Raw genomic sequence first — 19446 nt, 5'->3', positions numbered from 1 at the left:
CCTTTCAAATCGACAATTACGTTGCACCTAGGAGACAGCATGTTAGAACGTAGCATGAACATTGCAGACTTTGATCCAGAACTTGCCAAAGCGATGGGCGATGAGGTTTCTCGTCAAGAAGAGCATATTGAGCTTATTGCCTCGGAAAACTACTGTAGTCCACGCGTACTTGAAGCGCAGGGCTCACAGCTTACCAATAAATATGCCGAAGGCTATCCGGGCAAACGCTACTACGGTGGTTGTGAGCACGTCGACGTTGTTGAGCAATTGGCGATTGACCGTGCTAACGAGCTGTTTGGCACTGAGTATGCAAACGTGCAACCGCATGCCGGCTCGCAAGCTAACGCCGCAGTGTTTCAAGCGCTACTTCAGCCACACGACACTGTACTAGGCATGAGCTTAGCTCATGGCGGTCACTTAACTCATGGTGCACATGTAAACTTCTCAGGCAAAACCTACAATGCCATTCAATATGGTTTGAATGAGCAAACCGGCGAGATCGATTACGATCAAGTTGAAGCCCTTGCCCTTGAGCACAAGCCAAAGATGATCATTGGTGGTTTCTCAGCTTATTCTGGTATCGTTGATTGGCAGCGTTTCCGCGAGATTGCCGATAAAGTCGGTGCTTACTTATTTGTAGATATGGCACACGTAGCCGGCCTTATCGCTGCCGGTGTGTACCCAAGCCCAGTGCCTTACGCACATGTGATCACCACCACCACGCACAAAACGCTAGCGGGTCCACGCGGCGGTTTGATCATCTCTAATTGTGGTGATGAAGATATCTATAAGAAGCTTAACAGCGCGGTTTTCCCAGGCGGTCAAGGTGGCCCACTGTGTCACGTTATTGCAGCCAAAGCGGTGGCTTTCAAAGAAGCGCTACAGCCAGAATTTAAAGCATACCAGCAACAGGTTGTGGCTAACGCACAAGCAATGGTATCAGTGTTACAAGAGCGCGGTTATAAAGTGGTATCAGGAAAAACAGACAACCACCTATTCCTGCTTGATTTAATCGATAAAGACATTACCGGTAAAGATGCTGATGCAGCACTCGGTAACGCCAATATCACGGTGAATAAGAACTCAGTACCGAATGACCCACGTTCACCGTTTGTCACTTCTGGTTTACGTCTTGGTTCACCAGCGATTACTCGCCGTGGCTTCAAAGAAGCAGAAGCGAAAGAACTTGCTGGCTGGATCTGCGATGTACTTGATAACATCGAAAGCACTGATGTTCAGGCAAAAGTGAAAGAGCAAGTGAAAGCAATCTGTGCTAAGTTTCCAGTGTATGCCTAAGCTGCACTAAATAGCCATTAGGCAAACATTTGTGTATGATAAAGGCCGCAAAAATAGCGGCCTTTTTGTTTTCTACAGGAACCCCAGTCACTATGCATTGTCCTTTTTGCAGCGCCAAAGATACCAAGGTTATCGACTCCCGATTAGTGGGCGGCGGCCATCAGGTTCGACGCCGTCGCGAATGCATTGATTGCCATGAACGTTTCACTACTTTTGAAGGCGCCGAGTTGGTGATGCCGCGCGTGATTAAACGGGATGGCTCACGCGAACCATTCAACGAAGATAAGCTCCTTAACGGCTTACATCGTGCCTTAGAAAGGCGGCCGGTGAAAACCGAGCAGGTTGATGAGGTGGTGCATCAAATCAAGTCGCAAATTCGAGCTACCGGTGAGCGAGAGGTCAGCTCTTTGCTTATTGGCGAGTGTATTATGGAAGCGCTGAAAGGACTGGATAAAGTGGCCTATGTGCGCTTTGCATCGGTGTACCGCTCGTTTGAAGATATCCGCGAATTTGGCGAAGAAATCGCCCGTCTAGGGGATTAATATGAGCTTCAGTGCACAAGATGAGCACTTTATGCGCCGCGCTATTGCCTTAGCCTGGCAGGGGCGTTTTACCACCACCCCCAATCCGAATGTGGGCTGCGTGTTGGTTAAAGATGATAAGGTGATTGGCGAAGGCTTTCACATTCAGGCGGGGACGCCGCATGCAGAAATTCATGCCTTAAATGCCGCTGCAGAAAATGCCGAGGGAGCCACCGCATATGTAACCTTAGAGCCGTGCAGCCATACCGGCCGTACCGGCCCTTGTGCTGGCGCCTTGATAGCCGCCAAAGTTGCTAAAGTAGTGTGTGCTATGCAAGACCCTAATCCGCAAGTCAGTGGCCGGGGCATGGCGATGCTTGAGGCCGCTGGCATCGACGTTGAGTATGGTTTGCTCGGTGCCCAAGCCGAAGCGCTTAATACGGGCTTTTTAAAACGTATGCGTACTCAGCGCCCGTTTGTCACCTGCAAACTAGCAGCCAGCATTGATGGCAAAACGGCGCTCGCCAATGGCCAAAGTAAATGGATTACCTGCAGTGACGCCCGTGCGGATGTGCATAGCCTGCGAGCGCAACATTGCGCCATTGTCTCGGGTGCCGATACGGTAATAAGCGACAATGCGCAATTAAATGTGCGCCTAAGCGAACAGCAACTTGCCGATTACCCGCTGGCGCAAGTGCGCCAACCGGTGCGGGTGGTTATCGACAGTCGCTACCGGCTCACACCCGATTTAGCGTTAATGCAAACACCCGGTAAGATTATTATCGTGCGCTCACGCACAGCAGCTGCGCTTGATAAAGTGCAGCAATGGCCCAACAATGTAACCGAGTTGTATGTTGCCGGGGATAACGATGGCCATGTAGATTTAGACGCGTTACTCACGCAACTGGCTGCAGATGATATTAACTCGCTGTGGCTTGAAGGAGGCGCGACCCTAGCGGGGGCCTTTGCGAAGCAGCAGCTTATTGATCGTTATGTGGTTTATTTGGCCCCTAAACTTATGGGCCAAGATGCCAAAGGGCTGGTGAACATAGGTCCATTTGCCGATATGAACGACATTGAACAGATGCAATTCAGCGATATGCGCCCCATTGGCGAAGATGTGCGCCTTACCCTAGATAAAAGAGCAGTGGAATAGCCATGTTTACAGGCATTATAGAAGCAACCGGAACCTTAAGTTCACTCACTCTTGTTGATGGCGATTTAAAAGTGCGCGTCAGCAGCGATAGTCTCAACATGGACGATGTGGCCTTGGGTGATAGCATTGCCACGAATGGCGTTTGCCTTACGGTGACACAAAAATTCAGTGATGGGTTCAGTGCCGACGTATCGCGCGAAACCTTATCACTCACACGCTTTGCGCATTACCAGCAAGGCCAACGTGTTAATCTTGAAAAGGCGCTGCAGCCATTATCAAGGTTAGGGGGTCATTTGGTTTCTGGGCATGTAGACGGCATTGCCGAAGTGGTTGATGTGCGTAGCAACGCCCGCGCTATTGAGTATTGGCTGCAAACCGACGCCGAACTGATGAAGTATATTCCCTATAAAGGTTCAGTGTGTATTGATGGTGCCAGTTTGACCGTCAACGAGGTTCACGGTAGCCGCTTTAAGCTGACCATTGTGCCGCACACTTTAGAGCAAACCACGATTGCAGATTTTCAAGTGGGCACCCAGGTTAACCTTGAGGTTGACCAAATAGCTCGCTATTTAGAGCGCCTAATTAATGGCGCTAAGGCTGAGCAGCCTCAATCCTCAGTTTCCGAGAGCTTGCTGGCGCAAGCTGGATTTATAAAATAAACGATAATGGGCAAGATATGAGTTTAAACACCGCAGCGGAGATCATCGACGACATTAAAAATGGCAAGATGGTTATCCTCATGGATGATGAAGATCGTGAAAACGAAGGCGATCTCATTATCGCCGCCGAACACATCAGCGCCGATGCCATTAATTTCATGGCCACCTATGGCCGAGGCCTTATTTGCTTGACGCTTACCCAGGCGCGTTGTGAACAATTAGCACTGCCTTTAATGGTCAGTAATAATGGCGCGCAATTCTCAACCAACTTTACCTTGTCCATTGAAGCGGCAAAAGGGGTGACCACCGGTATTTCGGCCGCAGATCGTGCCCGCACGGTACAAGCCGCCGTCGCCAAAGGAGCAGTGCCAGAAGACATCGTCCAGCCGGGGCATATTTTCCCCATTATGGCACAGCCAGGCGGCGTACTGACACGTGCAGGGCATACTGAGGCTGGCTGCGATTTAGCACGCCTTGCGGGCCTTGAGCCGTCCTCGGTTATCGTCGAAATCCTGAACCCTGATGGCACCATGGCGCGTCGTCCGCAACTCGAAGTCTTTGCTAAAGAGCATGGCATAAAAATGGGCACTATTGCCGATTTAATCGAGTACCGTAATCTTAACGAAACCACCATCGAGCAAGTGGCGAAGTGTAAACTACCAACACAGTACGGTGAGTTTGATCTAGTTACCTACAAAGACACCATCGATGGTCAGCTGCACTATGCGATGATCAAGGGTGATATCAGCGACCCAACCTTAGTGCGGGTGCATTTACAAAGCACCTTTAACGATATTTTACTTTCCGATCGAGGCGCGGACCGCAGTTGGACATTGTCTAACGCCATGGCCTATATCGCCGAACATGATGGTGTGTTGGTTATCCTTGGTAAGCAAGAGCGCAGTGAAGATATCGAAGCTATGGTTAAGGCCTTTGCTTTGGAAGATGCTGGCGAAAGTGCCAACCATCGTAAAATCCAGGGAACATCGCGCACCGTGGGCATCGGCTCGCAAATCTTAGCGGATTTAGGCATCACCAAAATGCGCTTAATGAGCATGCCGAAGAAGTATCATGCGCTGTCAGGTTTCCACCTTGAGGTGGTTGACTACGTACAGCCAGAATAAGCAGCTATTTTTTTTCAATTATGCTATGATGCGCGGCAATTTTGCGATACCCGCATTTCGCCGGCATCACGTGTTGGCAGAATCAATTAAGGTTTACAGATGAAAATTATTGAAGGTAACAAGTTTGCACCGGGCAAAAAATTTGCCATCGTGATTTCGCGTTTTAACGACTACATTGGTCGCAGTTTATTGGACGGCGCAGTCGATGAGCTAAAGCGTACAGGTAACGTCAGCGATGATGATATTACCGTGGTGTATGTGCCGGGTGCGGTTGAGTTACCTCTTGCTGCCAAGCGCATTGCCGCCAAAGGTGAGTTCGATGCTATCATCGCCTTGGGCGTGATTATTCGTGGCGGCACTCCGCACTTTGATTTAGTTGCCGGTGAGTCGAATAAAGGCTTGGCGCAGGTATCGCTTGAGTATGATGTACCGGTTGCTTTTGGCGTATTAACGACTGAAAGCATAGAGCAGGCCATTGAGCGTGCCGGTACAAAAATGGGTAACAAAGGCGGCGAAGCTGCATTAGGTGCCCTAGAAATGGTTAATGTTTTAGACAAAATTTAAGGGTTCACAGTGAAACCAGCAGCGAGACGCAAAGCGCGCATATTGGCCTTACAGGCCGTTTACTCTTGGCAAATGAGCGGTAACGCTATTGCTGATATCGAACAAAACATGTTAATCGAGAATGACGTGACTAAGGTCGATGTAGAGTATTTTAAAGACCTAGCGCGCGGTGTTGCCGTTAACTCAAAACAACTAGACGAAGTCTTAGCTCCGCATTTGACGCGTCCGTACGAAGAAATTGATATGGTAGAAAAAGCCATTTTACGACTTTGTGCGTATGAGCTTAAATTCCGAGATGACGTGCCATATAAAGTGGCCATCAATGAAGGCATTGAGCTGGCGAAAATGTTTGGTGCCGATGACAGTCATAAATTCGTTAATGGTGTGCTTGATAAAGCCATTAAGCAGCTACGTAATAGCTAAGCACCTTTAACAAGGAGAGCCGGCTGAGGCCGGCTTTTTTGTGTATGCAAGAATTTGAATTAATAAACCGATACTTTAAAGGCCGAGGGATCACACGCCGGGATGTGAATCTTGGCATAGGTGATGACTGCGCCTTGGTGAGTATTCCGGAAAACAGCCAATTAGCCATTACCACTGACACCATGGTGGCTGGTGTGCACTTTTTTGAAGATATGTCACCGCGCGCTTTGGGTCACCGAGCTATCGCTGTTAACCTCAGTGACCTTGCTGCAATGGGCGCCGAGCCTGCGTGGGTTTCTGTGGCGCTTACCTTACCGAAAGCCGAAGTAGAATGGTTAGAAGAGTTCACCGCAGGCATGCATGAAATAGCAGAATATTTCAACGTGCAAATCATTGGTGGTGATACTACGCAAGGCCCACTTACTGTTACTGTATGCGCCAAAGGCACAGTGCCTACCGGCAAAGCGTTAACACGCGGCGGTGCTAAACCCGGCGATTGGATTTATGTTACCGGACCGTTGGGTGATGCGGGTCTGGCTATCGAAGCGCGCAAACAACACCTAGATATTGCCCCTGAATGGCTGAAGAAGCTGACCACTAAATTGGAGTATCCGACGCCCCGGGTGGCTGCGGGACAGGTCTTACGTGGCTACGCCAGCTCTGCCATTGATATCTCTGATGGGCTCTTGGCTGATTTACAACATATTTTAGATATGTCTTTGGTCAGTGCCACCATTCATGCCGATAAAATTCCAACGTCAGAAGCTTTTCGTCAGAGTATTGAAGGTGAGGCGAAATGGCCTTATGTGCTTGGCTATGGTGATGACTACGAGTTGCTTTACACGGTACCCGAGAACCACAAAGCGATGCTGGACAATCGTTTGAGTCAGTATGGCATCGAGGCTGTGTGCATTGGCCAAATTCGTGGTGGCGAGGGGAAGGTCGAGGTACTTAACGGTGAAGATAAACTCGATGTCGCCCAAGTGGGCTTTGAACATTTTATACAGGGTGACGCGTGATCACTACAAGCTTATTTAATCTACGTCGCGGTCATCAGTTTTTAGGCCTAGGTTTTGGCTTAGGTTTAAGTCCCAAAGCCCCAGGTACCGTGGGTACCTTTGCGGCAATTCCTTTTATTTTTATGACCTGGGGTATGCCACTGTGGGTGCAGGCAGCAATGGCACTCATGCTATGCACTGTGGGTGTGTGGGCCTGTGGTAAAACCGCAGATGACTTGGGTGTGCATGACCATCCGGCTATTGTTTGGGACGAAGTGGCAGGGTTTTATATTACCATGATAGGAGCGGCTATTAATTGGCAGACCTTAGTGGTGGGCTTTGCCCTGTTTCGGTTTTTCGATATTGCCAAGCCTGGACCAATCCGTATGCTTGATAAACGTCTGCATGGTGGGCTTGGGATTATGGCAGATGATATTCTCGCCGGCATATGCTCGCTGATTTGCCTCCAAGCGTTAATTAAAGTAGGTTATTTGCCAGGAATATAAGATTTGAGTCTGGGTGTGACATTGCAGCGGTTTTTTCAGTCACTAGTATTGGTGTGGGCAGTTTTTGCTTCGCACTTGGCGTCGGCATCAATCACGGATTATGTGGTTAAGCAATGGAATACCCGAAATGGTCTGCCTTCGCAATCCCTCAAAAGTGTCACCCAAGATAACAAAGGCTATATTTGGGTAGGCACTCAATTTGGTTTAAGTCGCTTTGATGGCGACCACTTCACTAATTTTACCCAGCAAAATAGCAACTTCCTTAATAGTAATGCAATTAATAAGTTATTGATTGATAAAGAAGGATTATTGTGGATAGGCACCAAGCGCGGCATTTCCGTGCTTGACCCTGACTCAATGAACTACTTTGAGTTTGGTATTGGCGGCCCGGTGCGCGATATATTGCAAGATGATAAAGGCAATATTTGGGTGGCAGCCAACGAACTGTTTTATATCGAGCGTAATCAGGTCGCTTTTCATTTGCCTGAGAGCGAGCGTCGACGCAGCGGCCGTATTCAGGGACGCCTGACTGCCATCAACCAAATTTCGGTCAGTAAAATGGCACTGGCACCGCAAGGCGTGTGGTTAGTCAGTGAAAACTACTTACTGCGCTTAACCAATATGTCGTCGTCGTCATCGCGCTTGCGTTTAAAAATAACTGCGCGGGTGACCCTGCCTGATCGTTTAGCACAAACTATTATCCACGACTTAGCCTGGCTAGAAGGCACTCTGTACCTGGCGTCTGAGTTAGGCGCTTACTTTTTAGACATCGATGATGAGCTACGGCCATTTACTTTACCCAACGCCAGTAATGCGGCGGTGTATAAGTTTATGAGTGACTCCGATGGCGCATTGTGGATCTCAACCTATGGGCGATTACTGTATCGCGACAATTCTAAAGAGTGGCAATGGGTTGAGCCGGCAGCACTGGATCAAAGCATCTGGTTTTCCGATATTTACCGCGATGAACAAAACAATATTTGGCTGGCGAGCTTCAGCGAGGGCCTTTGGCTTGCCCACGCGGGCCGGGTTGAGCGCCATAATGCACTCTCGAGTATGACCGAAGCGGTGATGGCCATTACTTTATCACCCAGTGGTCAGCTATGGGTGGCTAATCGCAGTGGTGTAGGTTATTTCGATCAAGATAATAATTTTATTAATCGCGTGCCTCGGGCTAAATTACGCCGCAGTGCGGTGCATGATTTGCATTTTGTTGGTGAGCGGTTGTATATCGCCACGGATCGCGGTGTGTTGTACTTCGAAGACGAGCAGCTATATAACATCGATGCGCGAGAATTACGGCAAAACCCGGTGTTTGCTATCAGTGAGTCAAGTGCTGGCGGACTGTGGTTTGGTACTGGCCGGGGTATGTATCGCATGGGATATCGAGGGTTAACGCCCTTTACCTACAATGCTGTACTCGATAGTAAGTTTATTACTTACGTGCTGGATAAAGGCAAATACGGCTTAATTGGTACCAGCCAAGGCGGTTACTTATTCTCAGATAAAGGCATTGAGCGCATCGGCGACTCTACAGCGCTGGAAAGCGCTTATGTCACCAGTATTTTAGAAATTGATGATGTTGGGACGTTAGTTGGTTCGTTAAATGACGGCTTATTCTATCGCAGTACCCAAGGGCGCTGGCACCAGCTTGATGTATCCAATGGCTTACCCTATGGCTCCATTTTTAGCCTGCATCATGATGAAGCCCTGCAGCGGGTGTGGGTCAGCACCATGAAAGGCGTCTACCGCATGCCGGTGGAGCAATTCTCGGATGAAATTGGAAACTTACAAGTAGAGCAGGTGATTTCCTCGTATGATCGCCAGCTCGATGGTAAAGCCAGTCAATGTTGTGCTGGTTTAGGTCACGACGCGGTGGCTGACAGTGGTGACTCTATTTGGTATCCGAGTTTGCAAGGGGTGGTGGAAATCCCTAAAAATGTACAGCTCTTTGGCCAAGATCAATTAGCGCCCCAAGTGGAGAGTATTGCCACCCCCAGACGTACTTTGTATACCGGTGGCTTGGCTGTTAACCCTGAGCTCGATACCGATGAGCGCGACTTAACGATTAATTATACAGCGATTGATTTTTACGCCCCAGCTGAAGTGGAGTTTCGTTACCAACTAAGCGGCTTGGATACCGACTGGCGCTATGCTAAAAATCGTCGTGAAGCCATTTATACTAACTTACCTCCTGGCCCATTTACTTTTAAGCTTGAAGCCAAGCGCACCAGTGACAGTTGGGAAGAGGCCACAAGCACGCACTATGCGTTTCAGGTACCGAAGCGCTTCGATGAAACGGTGTATTTCCGGTTGCTGATTGTTTCCGGATTATTTTTTATTATCTATTTATTGCTGTGGGTGTTTAGAGCCCAGGAACGCCGCAAACAAGCAGCCTTGGAGAGTTTGGTGGAAGAGCGCACTATGGAGCTGCGTGATGCCAATGATAAGCTTAACCAGGTAAACTCACAGCTGAAGTTAGTGAGTCACTCTGACGAGCTTACAGGACTGCGTAGCCGGCGTTTCTTATTCGATCAGCTGCCTAAAGATATTGAACATTACCAGCGTAATTCGTCTTCATTACAAGAGCAGGGCAGGGCTCTGGTGCTGTTGATCGTGAATATCGACAAATTCTCGCGTATTAATGATGCCTACGGACCGTTGAGCGGCGATAGTTGCTTACAACAAATGGCGACCCTATTGAATTCCTGCACGCAGGGCTCTGACTATGTGGCCCGCTGGAGCGGCGATGAGTTCTTGTTGCTGCTGCGCGATTTCGAGCTTGATCAGGTCAATCAGTTTGCGCGCCAGTTATGCAAATCCATCGCAGAGAAAAGTTTTCAACTTCCCAATGGTAAAAAGATTAACCTTAGTGCTTCGCTGGGCTGGTCTTGTTATCCGATGCCCTTGCTCGGCGGCCAAGTGATCGGCTGGGAAACATCGGTGAACTTAGCGGATATCGCCCTTCATCAGGTGAAAAAGCGCGGCGGCGATGGCTGTGCGCATATTGAGTTTGATGATCAATTGGATGCCTTTGAGTTTGAGCAAAGTGAAAACTTAGATGCGCAAATAGCCACCTTACAAAGCACCGGCTTAGCCGACATTAAAATTTGGATGCGTTAAGAAAGTGAATAAATAAAAAAGGAGCCTTTGGCTCCTTTTTTATTACCGAATATCAAACTCGCTAGCTTGTTAATCTAACCACGTACTTATCTGGCGAGTGATACCGTCGCCGTCAAGGCCAAGCTCAGCATGCATTTCTTGCTGCGTACCATGCTTAATAAATACATCGGGTAGGCCAAGGTGCAAAACTGGCTTAAGCTGCTTGCTTTGCGCTAAGTACTCGCTTACTGCTGAGCCTGCACCACCGGCGATAACATTATCCTCCAAGGTGACAAGCGCATTATGCTCACTTGCCAACTTATCAATCAGCTGGTGATCGAGAGGTTTAACAAAACGCATATCAACTAGGGTGGCATTGAGCTGCTCTGCCGCTTGTTGGGCATTCTCCAGCAAGGTACCAAACGACAGTATTGCGACTTTTTCGCCGCTCTTAACAACACGCCCCTTGCCTATGGGTAATTGTTGCATTTCGCTATCAAGCTCACCGTCGCCAGCACTGCCACGTGGATAACGCACAGCGGCGGGTTTATTAAGCTGATGCCCAGTATAGAGCATATTACGGCATTCATTGGCGTTAGCCGGCGCCATAATGACCATATTAGGAATACAGCGTAAATAACTTAAGTCATACGTGCCCTGATGAGTTTCCCCGTCGGCGCCAACCACGCCAGCGCGATCAATGGCAAAGAGCACAGGCAATTCCTGTAGCGCTACATCATGAATAAGTTGATCGTAGGCTCGTTGTAAGAAGGTTGAATAAATTGCTACTACGGGATTTAGGCCTTCACACGCAAACCCTGCACCGAGTGTGACCGCATGCTGCTCTGCAATGGCAACATCAAAATACTGTTGTGGATACTCTTTAGAGAAGCGCACCATGCCCGAGCCTTCGCGCATTGCCGGAGTGATGGCCATCAGTTTGTCATCAACGCTGGCCATATCACACAACCAATCGCCGAACACTTTTGAAAAGGTCGGTGCGCCTGGCTTAGATTTGGGTAATTTAGTCACGGTCGGGTCAAACTTGGGCACCGCATGGTAACCAATAGGATCGGCTTCAGCAGGCTTGTACCCCTTGCCCTTTTGGGTTTTTATATGCAGTAGCTGAGGACCCTTGAGGTTGCGCATATTGCGCAGGGTGTCGACCAGCATGTTGACATCATGGCCATCGATTGGGCCGATATAATTAAAGCCAAGCTCTTCGAAGAAGGTGCCCGGTATAACCATGCCTTTAAGGTGCTCTTCCATACGGCTAGCCAGTTCTTTCACTGGCGGTAACCCTGATAAGAGCTTTTTGCTGCCCTCACGAATATTGGCGTAAAAGCTACCGGAGAGAATACGCGCAAAATGATTATTTAACGCGCCGACATTTTCTGAAATAGACATCTCGTTGTCATTTAAAATGACTAACATGTCGGAATTAATATCGCCAGCGTGGTTCATCGCCTCAAAGGCCATGCCCGCAGTGATAGCACCATCGCCGATGACGGCAACGGTTTTACGGCCTTGGCCTTCTTTTTGCGCAGCAATAGCCATACCTAGGGCGGCGGAGATGGAGGTACTCGAATGACCGACACTAAAGGTGTCGTACTCACTCTCTCCGCGATAAGGGAACGGATGTAATCCATCTTTTTGGCGAATAGTGTGCATTTGTTCACGGCGGCCGGTGATCAGTTTGTGCGGATAGGCTTGGTGGCCTACATCCCAAATCAGGCGATCAAACGGGGTGTTATACACATAGTGCAGCGCAACAGTCAGTTCAACCGTGCCGAGCCCAGAGGCAAAGTGACCGCTACTTTGCGATACGGAGTTTAGTAAGTAGTCCCGCAGTTCGTGGCTAAACGCGCCTAACCGCTCTTGCGGTAGCTCGCGAAGTTGTTCAGGCTTGCTGACCTGTTGTAATAAGGGATACTTGCTACTATCCAAATTCATGCGTCGTTTTATCCTTTACTGCGATGGCTGAAGTATATCAAACCAGCCCTTCGCATCAGTAGTCATTTTTAATGATCTCTGGCGATGATATAGCCTGCGAGTTGCTCGAGAACACGGGTGTCATATGGGAGCGGGCACACCGCATCAATAGCTTGTTGATACAAATGCTGCATCTTATCTTTGGCACCATCAAGGCCCATAAGCGCAGGATAAGTAGATTTATTTGCAGCCACATCAGAGCCCTGCGGCTTTCCTAGTGTGGCGGTATCTCCTTCAACATCCAAAATATCATCTTGCACTTGAAAAGCCAGGCCGATGGCACGGCCGTAATCGTCTAATGCAGCACGTGTGCTGTTTTCTACGTTCGGGGAGCACAAATAGCCCAGCTTAATGGCGCAGCTTAGCAATGCCCCGGTTTTTAGACGATGAATATGCTCAAGTTCACTTAAGGAAATCGCTTTATCGGTGGCCGCGATATCGAGCGCTTGGCCGCCTACCATACCCAATAGCCCTGAAGCTTGGCTTAAACTTTGTATCAGTGCTAACTGTTGGCTAGCGCCGATATCAAAGTCAGTGCTACTGAGCAGCTCAAAGGCAATGGTTTGCAAGGTGTCGCCAGCTAAAATAGCGTGGGCCTCGTCAAATGCGATATGGCAGGTGGGTCGACCGCGCCGTAATTCATCATCGTCCATGGCCGGTAAATCATCATGCACCAGAGAGTAACTATGAATACACTCAATGGCTGCAGCGGCTTTGTGAAGATCGTCTTGATGTGCTGCAAGCATATTACCTACAGCATAGACTAAAAATGGTCGCAAGCGCTTGCCACCATTTTCAATACAGTACTGCGTTGCCGCCAATAATTGAGGCTGTGTTTGTTGCTGTGTTTGAAAATAACGCTGTAGGGTGTGTAGCACATCCTGTTGTGCCTGTGCTAAGGCATGTTTTAAATTCACAGGGGCGACTACTCTTGATCATCCATTGGGGTGAGCTCAGCGTTTAGGTCGTTGCTCATTAACATGCTTACTTTTTGCTGGGCGTTATCAAGCTTTTGAGCCGATGCATTTGCCAGACCAATACCGCGTTCAAATTGCTTTAAAGATTGCTCTAAAGACAATTCTCCTTGCTCCATATCAGTTACAATTTGCCCTAATTCATTAATGGCTTCTTCAAAGCTTAGGTTTTCTGGTTTTTTTTGGGCCATGGCCTTGTCACTCACTACACCTAATAAGAGCGCCAATTTTAGGGGGGATCGTGGACTAGGTCAAAGATGGATGCGATTTTCACGGCAAAGCTGTGTAGGCATGCTAGTTTTAATATTGTCGCTTCGCGATTTTAAAAAAATGATTCAAGTAATTCAGCAAGTTGCCGATATCTCAAGAGTAATTATAATAACGTCTGATATTCCCTGGCCATATATAGGGCTTTAGTGGGAAGGCGCTGAATAGAAAAGTGGGTGGAGGACATGTGGATTTAGCAACCATAATAGGTATTCTCGGCGCGATTGGTTTCGTTGTCATGTCTATGGTGCTTGGTGGTGATGTGGGCATGTTCTATAACACTCCTTCGGTGCTAATTGTATTTGGTGGTTCTCTTTTTATTGTGCTTGCTAACTACACCATGGGGCAATTTTTCACCATAGGGAAAGTAGCCGGCAAGGCCTTCATGTTTAAGATTGAATCACCTGATGAGCTTATTGAGAAGGCTGTAGAGCTGGCAGACTCTGCTCGTAAAGGGGGCTTTTTAGCGCTAGAAGAGGCAGAGATTAACAACAAGTTTATGCGCAAAGGCATTGATATGTTGGTTGATGGCCATGACGCCGATGTAGTTCGTGCTACTTTGCAAAAAGATATTTTGTTAACCACCGCTCGCCATGAGCAAGGCGCTGGCCTATTTAAGGCCTTGGGTGATATAGCCCCGGCAATGGGTATGATCGGGACCTTGATTGGGTTGGTGGCGATGCTCTCTAACATGGATGACCCCAAAGCGATTGGCCCCGCGATGGCGGTGGCGCTACTAACCACATTGTACGGTGCGTTTCTCGCCAATGTGATAGCTATTCCTATCCAATCCAAGTTAGAACTGCGCAAAGACGAAGAAGAGCTCAATCAACGGCTGATCTTAGACGCTATCTTAGGTATTCAAGACGGACAAAACCCCAAAGTTATCGAAGGCATTCTGAAAAACTATCTGGCAGAGTCCAAGCGCCAAGTTGATACCGAGGAGTAAGTATGTCGGATGAAAAACCCTGCAAATGCCCCCCTCCCGGATTACCGGCTTGGATGGGCACGTTCGCAGACTTGATGTCGCTACTGATGTGTTTCTTCGTATTGCTGTTGGCGTTCTCCGAGATGGATGTGCTCAAGTTTAAGCAAATTGCTGGTTCCATGAAGTTTGCTTTTGGTGTGCAAAATAAACTGGAAGTAAAAGACATACCTAAAGGAACCAGTGTCATCGCTATGGAATTTAAACCGGGGCGCCCAGACCCCACGCCCATTGAGACAATTCAACAGCAAACTGTTGAAATGACACAGCAAATGCTGGAGTTCCAAGCTGGGGAAGAAGACTCCGCAGGCGGTCGTAAAGAGCAGCGTGGCGACCAACGCGGTGGGGAGTCTGCCAGTACCGCCGATGAGCAGTCGCAACAGCAAGCCATCGCCGCAGCAGACCAAGAGCGCACCAATGAGCTGGTGAAGAAAATTGCACAACAGCTAGAACAGCAAATTATTGACGGCGCCATAGAACTGGAATCTTTAGGGCAGCAAATAATTATTCGCATCCGTGAAAACGGCTCTTTTCCCTCTGGCAGTGCTTTCTTACAGCCAAAATTTAAGCCTATTATTCAAGATATTGCTGAATTACTAAAAGATGTACCCGGGGAAATCACTGTCTCGGGGCACACCGATGACTTCCAAGTCTCTAATGAGCTCTATACCAACAACTGGGACCTGAGCGCGATGCGAGCAGTCGCGGTTGCCAGTGAAATGCAAAAGGTTGATGACTTTGATAAAAGTAGAATGGTCGTGGTGGGGCGCGCAGACACGCGGCCATTAGTGCCCAATGAAACTGATGAAGATCGTAAGCGTAATCGCCGCGTCGAGATTTCAATCATGCAGGGTAAAGCCAAAGAATCTGACCCCATTGAAGTTGTGCAGTAACTATTGGCTTTGTGCCAAAAATACGGTAATTTAGCAACTGAATTAAAGCTGAATAGACAGGGAGCACAGGATGTTGGATTTGCATAAGTTTGCCAGTATACCCGGAAATGGTAGCGGCACTGATGATAAAAGCGGAGACGATAACAAAGACACCGAACAGTCGTTAGGCTAAGTACTTATGCCTAGTTGGCTAGAGGAAACGTTAATCTTTCTAAACAATAGTTGGGCAGTATTTTTGCTGCCCGCTATTGTTTTCTATGTCCTTACTCGTGAGTACAAGGCCTTGCGGTTTGTCCTTCTAACCGCCGCTTTCTTTCTCTACGGAACACTGATACACGATTTTTTGCTCGATTGGGATAAAGACATGATCTGGCGTTATGTCATATGGGCAAGCAACGATATTACCTGGATGGCGATTATTGCCTACTGGGGCATTCGTGGCAAAGTGCATATGTGGCAAAGCATTGCTGGTCAGCTTATTGTCGTTGCCGCGCCTTTTTTACAGCTTTGGCGTGTCGCTGATCGCCATTTATGGGATCTAACATTTAATAGCTCGTACCTTTACAAAACCCTAATACCAATCATAAACAGCGTCACTTTAATATTGTGCTATTTACCGATACTGTTTTGGTTGCAGGCAAGAAGAAACAAAACAGCCGCGCGCACTCTTTCCTAGCTCGTTATTATACTCTACACTGTAATAACTGTATAAATAGCCAGTTGTTGTCATGAAGCTTTATATTGCCGAAAAACCCTCTCTTGGCCGTGCCATAGCCGCAGCCTTGCCCAAACCTCAGCAAAAAAAAGAAGGCTATATAGAGGTCGGCAATGGCGATTGTGTCACCTGGTGTATCGGTCACTTGCTTGAGCAGGCTGAGCCCGATGACTACGACCCCGCTTTTAAAAAGTGGCAATTAGCGCACTTGCCTATTGTTCCGAAGCAGTGGCAGCTAAAAGCGAAAAGCAAAACTCGTAAACAACTCACTTTAGTTAAGAAGCTGATAAAACAAGCTCACACCTTAGTGCATGCCGGCGACCCCGATAGAGAAGGGCAGTTGCTGGTTGATGAAGTGATTAATCAGGTATCTTTGTCGCAACATAAAAAGCAAGCGGTTGAGCGTTTACTGATCAGTGATTTGAACTTGCCTGCAGTGAAAAAAGCCCTGAACCAGCTGCAGCCCAATACCCGGTTTGTGCCTTTGAGTGTTTCAGCACTCGCCCGCTCGCGCGCCGACTGGTTGTTTGGCATGAACCTAACACGAGCTTATACCTTGGCGGGACAAAAAAGCGGTTATCGAGGGGTACTCTCAGTGGGAAGGGTACAAACCCCGGTGCTGGGTCTGGTGGTCGCCAGAGATAAAGAAATAGCCGAGTTCGTTAGTAAGCCGTTTTATGAAGTGCACGCGCAAGTGACTACAGCACAAGGCGAATCATTTTGGCTGAAGTGGCAACCAAGCGAAGCGTGTCGGGCCTATCAAGATGAACAGGGCCGAGTATTGCTGCGTAAGCTTGCAGAAAATGTAGTCGGCCGGATTATCGGCCAACCGGCAAGTGTGACCGACTTAAGCAAAGAGCAAAAGCAAGAGCAAGCTCCTCTGCCTTATAACCTATCGGCACTGCAAATAGATGCAGCGAAGCGCTTTTCTCTCTCCGCGAAGGCGGTATTAGATTGTTGTCAAAGCTTGTATGAGAAGCATAAATTAATTACTTACCCGCGCTCAGATAACCGCTATTTGCCTAAGGAGCATTTTGCTGACGCCAGCAATATTATTAACGCAGTGCTTAATAATGGCGTTTTCACCGCCCAGCAGCTCACAGCTGTAGATAGCAATAAAAAGAGCCGTTGCTTTAACGATAGCAAAGTGGCAGCGCACCATGCCATCGTACCTACAGCCAAGCACACCGCAGCGCAGTTGAATGATAATGAGCGCAAAGTGTATGAACTGATCTGTCGCCAATACCTCATTCAATTTATGCCTGCATATCGCTATTACCAAAGTGATGTCGAGGTGACCATAGCCGGAGGCAAGTTTACAACAAAAGCCCGAGAAGACATTGATCTGGGTTTTAAAGAGCTCATGGGCAAAAAGGCGAAGCAAGATGAGCAATGTTTACCACCATTGACCTTAGGGCAATTGCTACAGTGTGATGATGCACGTATTGACAATAAGCAGACCACACCCCCGGCACACTTTAGTGATGCCACTCTATTAAGCGCAATGACATCCATTGGCCGTTACGTCAAGGACACACAACTACGTAAAGTGCTGCGCGATACCGATGGCTTAGGCACTGAGGCAACCAGAGCAAGCATCATCGAATTGCTTTTCTCACGTGGTTTTCTTACTCGTAAAGGAAAATCCATTTGTGCTAGCGAAGCGGGAAGCGCTCTGATCAGTGCGTTGCCCGAGCAATTAGCAACGCCGGATATGACGGCGCACTGGGAAATGGCATTAGCAAAAATTGCCGAGCAAGAGCTCAAATATCAAGACTTCATGCAGCCATTAACCACACAGTTGAGCGACTTGGTCAATCAAGCAAAGAACTGTGATGCTGGTGTATTTAGCAATATTAAAGGGCCCGCCAAGCGAGCCTTGAGAGGTGGTAAACGAAAGCGCGCCCGCAGTTACAAAGCTAAGGGCGCGTCTAAAGCGCAAGCTTAAGGTGTATTGAATAGCTTGAGCGCCGCATGAGTCATCGCTTTGACACCCGTTGGAATGGCCTTTTTATAATCAGGCGCAAACTTACTAGAGTGCAGCGATGGCAGTTGCGCCCCAGATTGTTGAGCGGCGTTATATGTTTCTGGGTTTACTCCGCCGAGCCAAAACAGGGTAATAGGCAAGTTGTCGTCGGTGCGTCCGTACAAGCCAAAATCTTCCCCGGCCATGACTGGCTTGGTTAATTCTACATTATTCTCACCGATAGCGTTTTTAATGGCGTCTGTGACTAAGGTGGTTTGCGTGGGATCGTTATAAGTAGAAGGAATCGATTCTTGTTCGTGGACAATGACTTCAGGGTAAAGGGCTTGCTCTAAGCCCGCACTAGCAGCAATACCTGCGCTTATGCGTTTAATGGCGGCAATTTGTTGATTACGTACCTGCGGGTTATAGCTGCGTAGCGTGAGTTGCAGAGTCACTTCGTTAGAGATGACATTATGTTTGCTGCCGCCATGAATAGACCCGACAGTCACAACGGAAGGTTCTAAAGGTGAGAGCTCGCGGCTGGTGATCGTTTGTAGCGCCAACACCAAACGTGAGGCAATGACCACAGGGTCGATGGTGGTGTGCGGGTAGGCACCATGTCCACCTTTACCTTTCACAATGATGTCCACCGAGTCTACACTGGCCATGGTATATTCCGGCTTTAAGGCAACCTTGCCCGCAGGCACACTGGCACTGACATGCAAGGCTAAAACATGATCTGGTTTAGCGAAGCGACTAAACAAGCCCTCATTGAGCATTGCTTTGGCACCCGCGCCTATTTCCTCAGCAGGTTGAGCTACCATCATCAGCGTACCTTGCCATTGATCTTTATGGGCCATGAGGTGTTCAGCAGTGCCAATAAAACTGCTCATATGAATATCGTGACCACAGCCATGCATCACCCCAACTTTGGAGCCATCATCTTTTGTCACCGTCACTTTAGATGCGTAGCTCACATCGGTTTGCTCGACGATTGGCAAGCCGTCGGTGTCGGTGCGGATCATAACGGTCGGCCCAGAGCCATTTTTATACAGGCCAACGACGCCGTAGCCACCCACTTCTTTGATCACATCAAACCCTAAAGTTTGCAGTTTACTGGCCAGCTTTTCACCGGTTTGCTGTTCGTGTAAAGACAGCTCTGGTGATTGGTGTAAATCAAGATAGAAGGCTTCAAGCTCAGGGAGTCTATCTTTAACATCTATACTGTGTGCTGCTGTTGATGTGCATGCAAGTAGTAAAGCAGCACTGAGAGCGGTGAAAGAAGTAGGCAATTGCATGGGTGAT

Annotated in this window: 18 protein-coding genes; 14 read left to right on the top strand and 4 right to left on the bottom strand. The window is 48.4% G+C overall.

Features of this window, described 5'->3' with window-relative positions; all coding sequences use genetic code 11:
• Window positions 1-39: 39 nt before the first annotated feature.
• The 10 genes from glyA (at window position 40) to PRUTH_RS08790 (ending at window position 10370) form a co-directional block, all read left to right on the top strand.
• The gene (gene glyA / locus PRUTH_RS08835) at window positions 40-1296 is read left to right on the top strand and encodes a serine hydroxymethyltransferase (protein ID WP_022945772.1); all 1257 of its coding nucleotides are present in this window, start codon (window positions 40-42) and stop codon (window positions 1294-1296) included.
• A gap of 92 nt (window positions 1297-1388) precedes the next feature.
• Window positions 1389-1838, top strand: a complete 450-nt coding sequence (gene nrdR, locus PRUTH_RS08830) for a transcriptional regulator NrdR (RefSeq protein WP_026111229.1) — start codon at window positions 1389-1391, stop codon at window positions 1836-1838.
• 1 nt (window position 1839) lies between these two features.
• Window positions 1840-2973: a bifunctional diaminohydroxyphosphoribosylaminopyrimidine deaminase/5-amino-6-(5-phosphoribosylamino)uracil reductase RibD gene (gene ribD, locus PRUTH_RS08825; RefSeq protein WP_151173090.1), complete on the top strand. Its 1134-nt coding sequence runs from the start codon at window positions 1840-1842 to the stop codon at window positions 2971-2973.
• Between the two features lie 2 nt (window positions 2974-2975).
• On the top strand, window positions 2976-3632 hold the full coding sequence (locus tag PRUTH_RS08820) for a riboflavin synthase (protein WP_022943555.1): 657 nt from the start codon (window positions 2976-2978) through the stop codon (window positions 3630-3632).
• A gap of 17 nt (window positions 3633-3649) precedes the next feature.
• Entirely contained in the window at window positions 3650-4756 is a 1107-nt protein-coding gene (gene ribBA, locus PRUTH_RS08815; RefSeq protein WP_138509829.1) for a bifunctional 3,4-dihydroxy-2-butanone-4-phosphate synthase/GTP cyclohydrolase II, read from the top strand.
• A gap of 99 nt (window positions 4757-4855) precedes the next feature.
• On the top strand, window positions 4856-5320 hold the full coding sequence (ribH, locus tag PRUTH_RS08810; RefSeq protein ID WP_022943553.1) for a 6,7-dimethyl-8-ribityllumazine synthase: 465 nt from the start codon (window positions 4856-4858) through the stop codon (window positions 5318-5320).
• Window positions 5321-5329: 9 nt separating this feature from the next.
• Window positions 5330-5743 carry a transcription antitermination factor NusB gene (nusB, locus tag PRUTH_RS08805; protein WP_022943552.1) on the top strand — a complete coding sequence of 138 codons (414 nt, stop codon included), beginning with the start codon at window positions 5330-5332 and terminating at the stop codon, window positions 5741-5743.
• 44 nt (window positions 5744-5787) lie between these two features.
• Window positions 5788-6762, top strand: a complete 975-nt coding sequence (gene thiL, locus PRUTH_RS08800) for a thiamine-phosphate kinase (protein ID WP_022943551.1) — start codon at window positions 5788-5790, stop codon at window positions 6760-6762.
• Window positions 6759-7247, top strand: a complete 489-nt coding sequence (locus PRUTH_RS08795) for a phosphatidylglycerophosphatase A family protein (protein WP_022943550.1) — start codon at window positions 6759-6761, stop codon at window positions 7245-7247. The genes thiL and PRUTH_RS08795 overlap by 4 nt, the downstream gene beginning before the upstream one ends.
• Window positions 7248-7268: 21 nt before the next feature.
• Complete coding sequence (locus tag PRUTH_RS08790; RefSeq protein WP_371741524.1) at window positions 7269-10370, top strand: diguanylate cyclase domain-containing protein; 3102 nt, start codon at window positions 7269-7271, stop codon at window positions 10368-10370.
• Between the two features lie 69 nt (window positions 10371-10439).
• Here PRUTH_RS08790 and dxs read toward each other — a convergent pair whose 3' ends face one another.
• The 3 genes from dxs to PRUTH_RS08775 all read right to left on the bottom strand — a co-directional run bounded on the left by dxs (window position 10440) and on the right by PRUTH_RS08775 (window position 13506).
• Window positions 10440-12302, bottom strand: coding sequence for a 1-deoxy-D-xylulose-5-phosphate synthase (gene dxs, locus PRUTH_RS08785; RefSeq protein WP_022943548.1), 1863 nt, complete (start codon window positions 12300-12302; stop codon window positions 10440-10442).
• Between the two features lie 68 nt (window positions 12303-12370).
• Complete coding sequence (ispA, locus tag PRUTH_RS08780) at window positions 12371-13258, bottom strand: (2E,6E)-farnesyl diphosphate synthase (RefSeq protein WP_151173089.1); 888 nt, start codon at window positions 13256-13258, stop codon at window positions 12371-12373.
• 8 nt (window positions 13259-13266) lie between these two features.
• On the bottom strand, window positions 13267-13506 hold the full coding sequence (locus PRUTH_RS08775; protein ID WP_022943546.1) for an exodeoxyribonuclease VII small subunit: 240 nt from the start codon (window positions 13504-13506) through the stop codon (window positions 13267-13269).
• Window positions 13507-13769: 263 nt separating this feature from the next.
• On the opposite strand from PRUTH_RS08775, the gene pomA reads away from it, so the two are divergent.
• The 4 genes from pomA (at window position 13770) to PRUTH_RS08755 (ending at window position 18123) form a co-directional block, all read left to right on the top strand.
• Window positions 13770-14531, top strand: coding sequence for a flagellar motor protein PomA (pomA, locus tag PRUTH_RS08770; RefSeq protein ID WP_022943545.1), 762 nt, complete (start codon window positions 13770-13772; stop codon window positions 14529-14531).
• A gap of 2 nt (window positions 14532-14533) precedes the next feature.
• The gene (locus PRUTH_RS08765; RefSeq protein ID WP_026110915.1) at window positions 14534-15460 is read left to right on the top strand and encodes a flagellar motor protein MotB; all 927 of its coding nucleotides are present in this window, start codon (window positions 14534-14536) and stop codon (window positions 15458-15460) included.
• Window positions 15461-15638: 178 nt separating this feature from the next.
• Window positions 15639-16136 (top strand): hypothetical protein, encoded by a 498-nt coding sequence (locus tag PRUTH_RS08760; protein WP_151173088.1) that lies wholly within the window; start codon window positions 15639-15641, stop codon window positions 16134-16136.
• A 52-nt stretch (window positions 16137-16188) separates the two neighbouring features.
• Window positions 16189-18123 carry a DNA topoisomerase III gene (locus tag PRUTH_RS08755; RefSeq protein ID WP_151173087.1) on the top strand — a complete coding sequence of 645 codons (1935 nt, stop codon included), beginning with the start codon at window positions 16189-16191 and terminating at the stop codon, window positions 18121-18123.
• Here the strand turns inward: PRUTH_RS08755 and PRUTH_RS08750 are convergent.
• Window positions 18120-19439 carry a M20 metallopeptidase family protein gene (locus PRUTH_RS08750; protein WP_151173086.1) on the bottom strand — a complete coding sequence of 440 codons (1320 nt, stop codon included), beginning with the start codon at window positions 19437-19439 and terminating at the stop codon, window positions 18120-18122. The genes PRUTH_RS08755 and PRUTH_RS08750 overlap by 4 nt on opposite strands.
• Window positions 19440-19446 lie beyond the last annotated feature (7 nt).

Origin of the sequence: Pseudoalteromonas ruthenica (assembly GCF_008808095.1) — a bacterium.
Lineage (GTDB): Bacteria > Pseudomonadota > Gammaproteobacteria > Enterobacterales > Alteromonadaceae > Pseudoalteromonas > Pseudoalteromonas ruthenica.
Note: the sequence above shows the minus strand (reverse complement) of the source record. Positions and strands in the feature narration are given on the sequence as shown.

Bases quoted from the DNA above. Each gene is read 5' to 3' on its own strand.
- PRUTH_RS08775 (WP_022943546.1), bottom strand. From the start codon at position 13,506: ATGGCCCAAAAAAAACCAGAAAACCTAAGCTTTGAAGAAGCCATTAAT.
- thiL (WP_022943551.1), top strand. From the start codon at position 5,788: ATGCAAGAATTTGAATTAATAAACCGATACTTTAAAGGCCGAGGGATC.
- PRUTH_RS08760 (WP_151173088.1), top strand. From the start codon at position 15,639: ATGCCTAGTTGGCTAGAGGAAACGTTAATCTTTCTAAACAATAGTTGG.
- PRUTH_RS08820 (WP_022943555.1), top strand. From the start codon at position 2,976: ATGTTTACAGGCATTATAGAAGCAACCGGAACCTTAAGTTCACTCACT.
- dxs (WP_022943548.1), bottom strand. From the start codon at position 12,302: ATGAATTTGGATAGTAGCAAGTATCCCTTATTACAACAGGTCAGCAAG.
- glyA (WP_022945772.1), top strand. From the start codon at position 40: ATGTTAGAACGTAGCATGAACATTGCAGACTTTGATCCAGAACTTGCC.
- ribD (WP_151173090.1), top strand. From the start codon at position 1,840: ATGAGCTTCAGTGCACAAGATGAGCACTTTATGCGCCGCGCTATTGCC.
- PRUTH_RS08755 (WP_151173087.1), top strand. From the start codon at position 16,189: ATGAAGCTTTATATTGCCGAAAAACCCTCTCTTGGCCGTGCCATAGCC.
- PRUTH_RS08750 (WP_151173086.1), bottom strand. From the start codon at position 19,439: ATGCAATTGCCTACTTCTTTCACCGCTCTCAGTGCTGCTTTACTACTT.
- PRUTH_RS08765 (WP_026110915.1), top strand. From the start codon at position 14,534: ATGTCGGATGAAAAACCCTGCAAATGCCCCCCTCCCGGATTACCGGCT.
- ribBA (WP_138509829.1), top strand. From the start codon at position 3,650: ATGAGTTTAAACACCGCAGCGGAGATCATCGACGACATTAAAAATGGC.
- nrdR (WP_026111229.1), top strand. From the start codon at position 1,389: ATGCATTGTCCTTTTTGCAGCGCCAAAGATACCAAGGTTATCGACTCC.
- ribH (WP_022943553.1), top strand. From the start codon at position 4,856: ATGAAAATTATTGAAGGTAACAAGTTTGCACCGGGCAAAAAATTTGCC.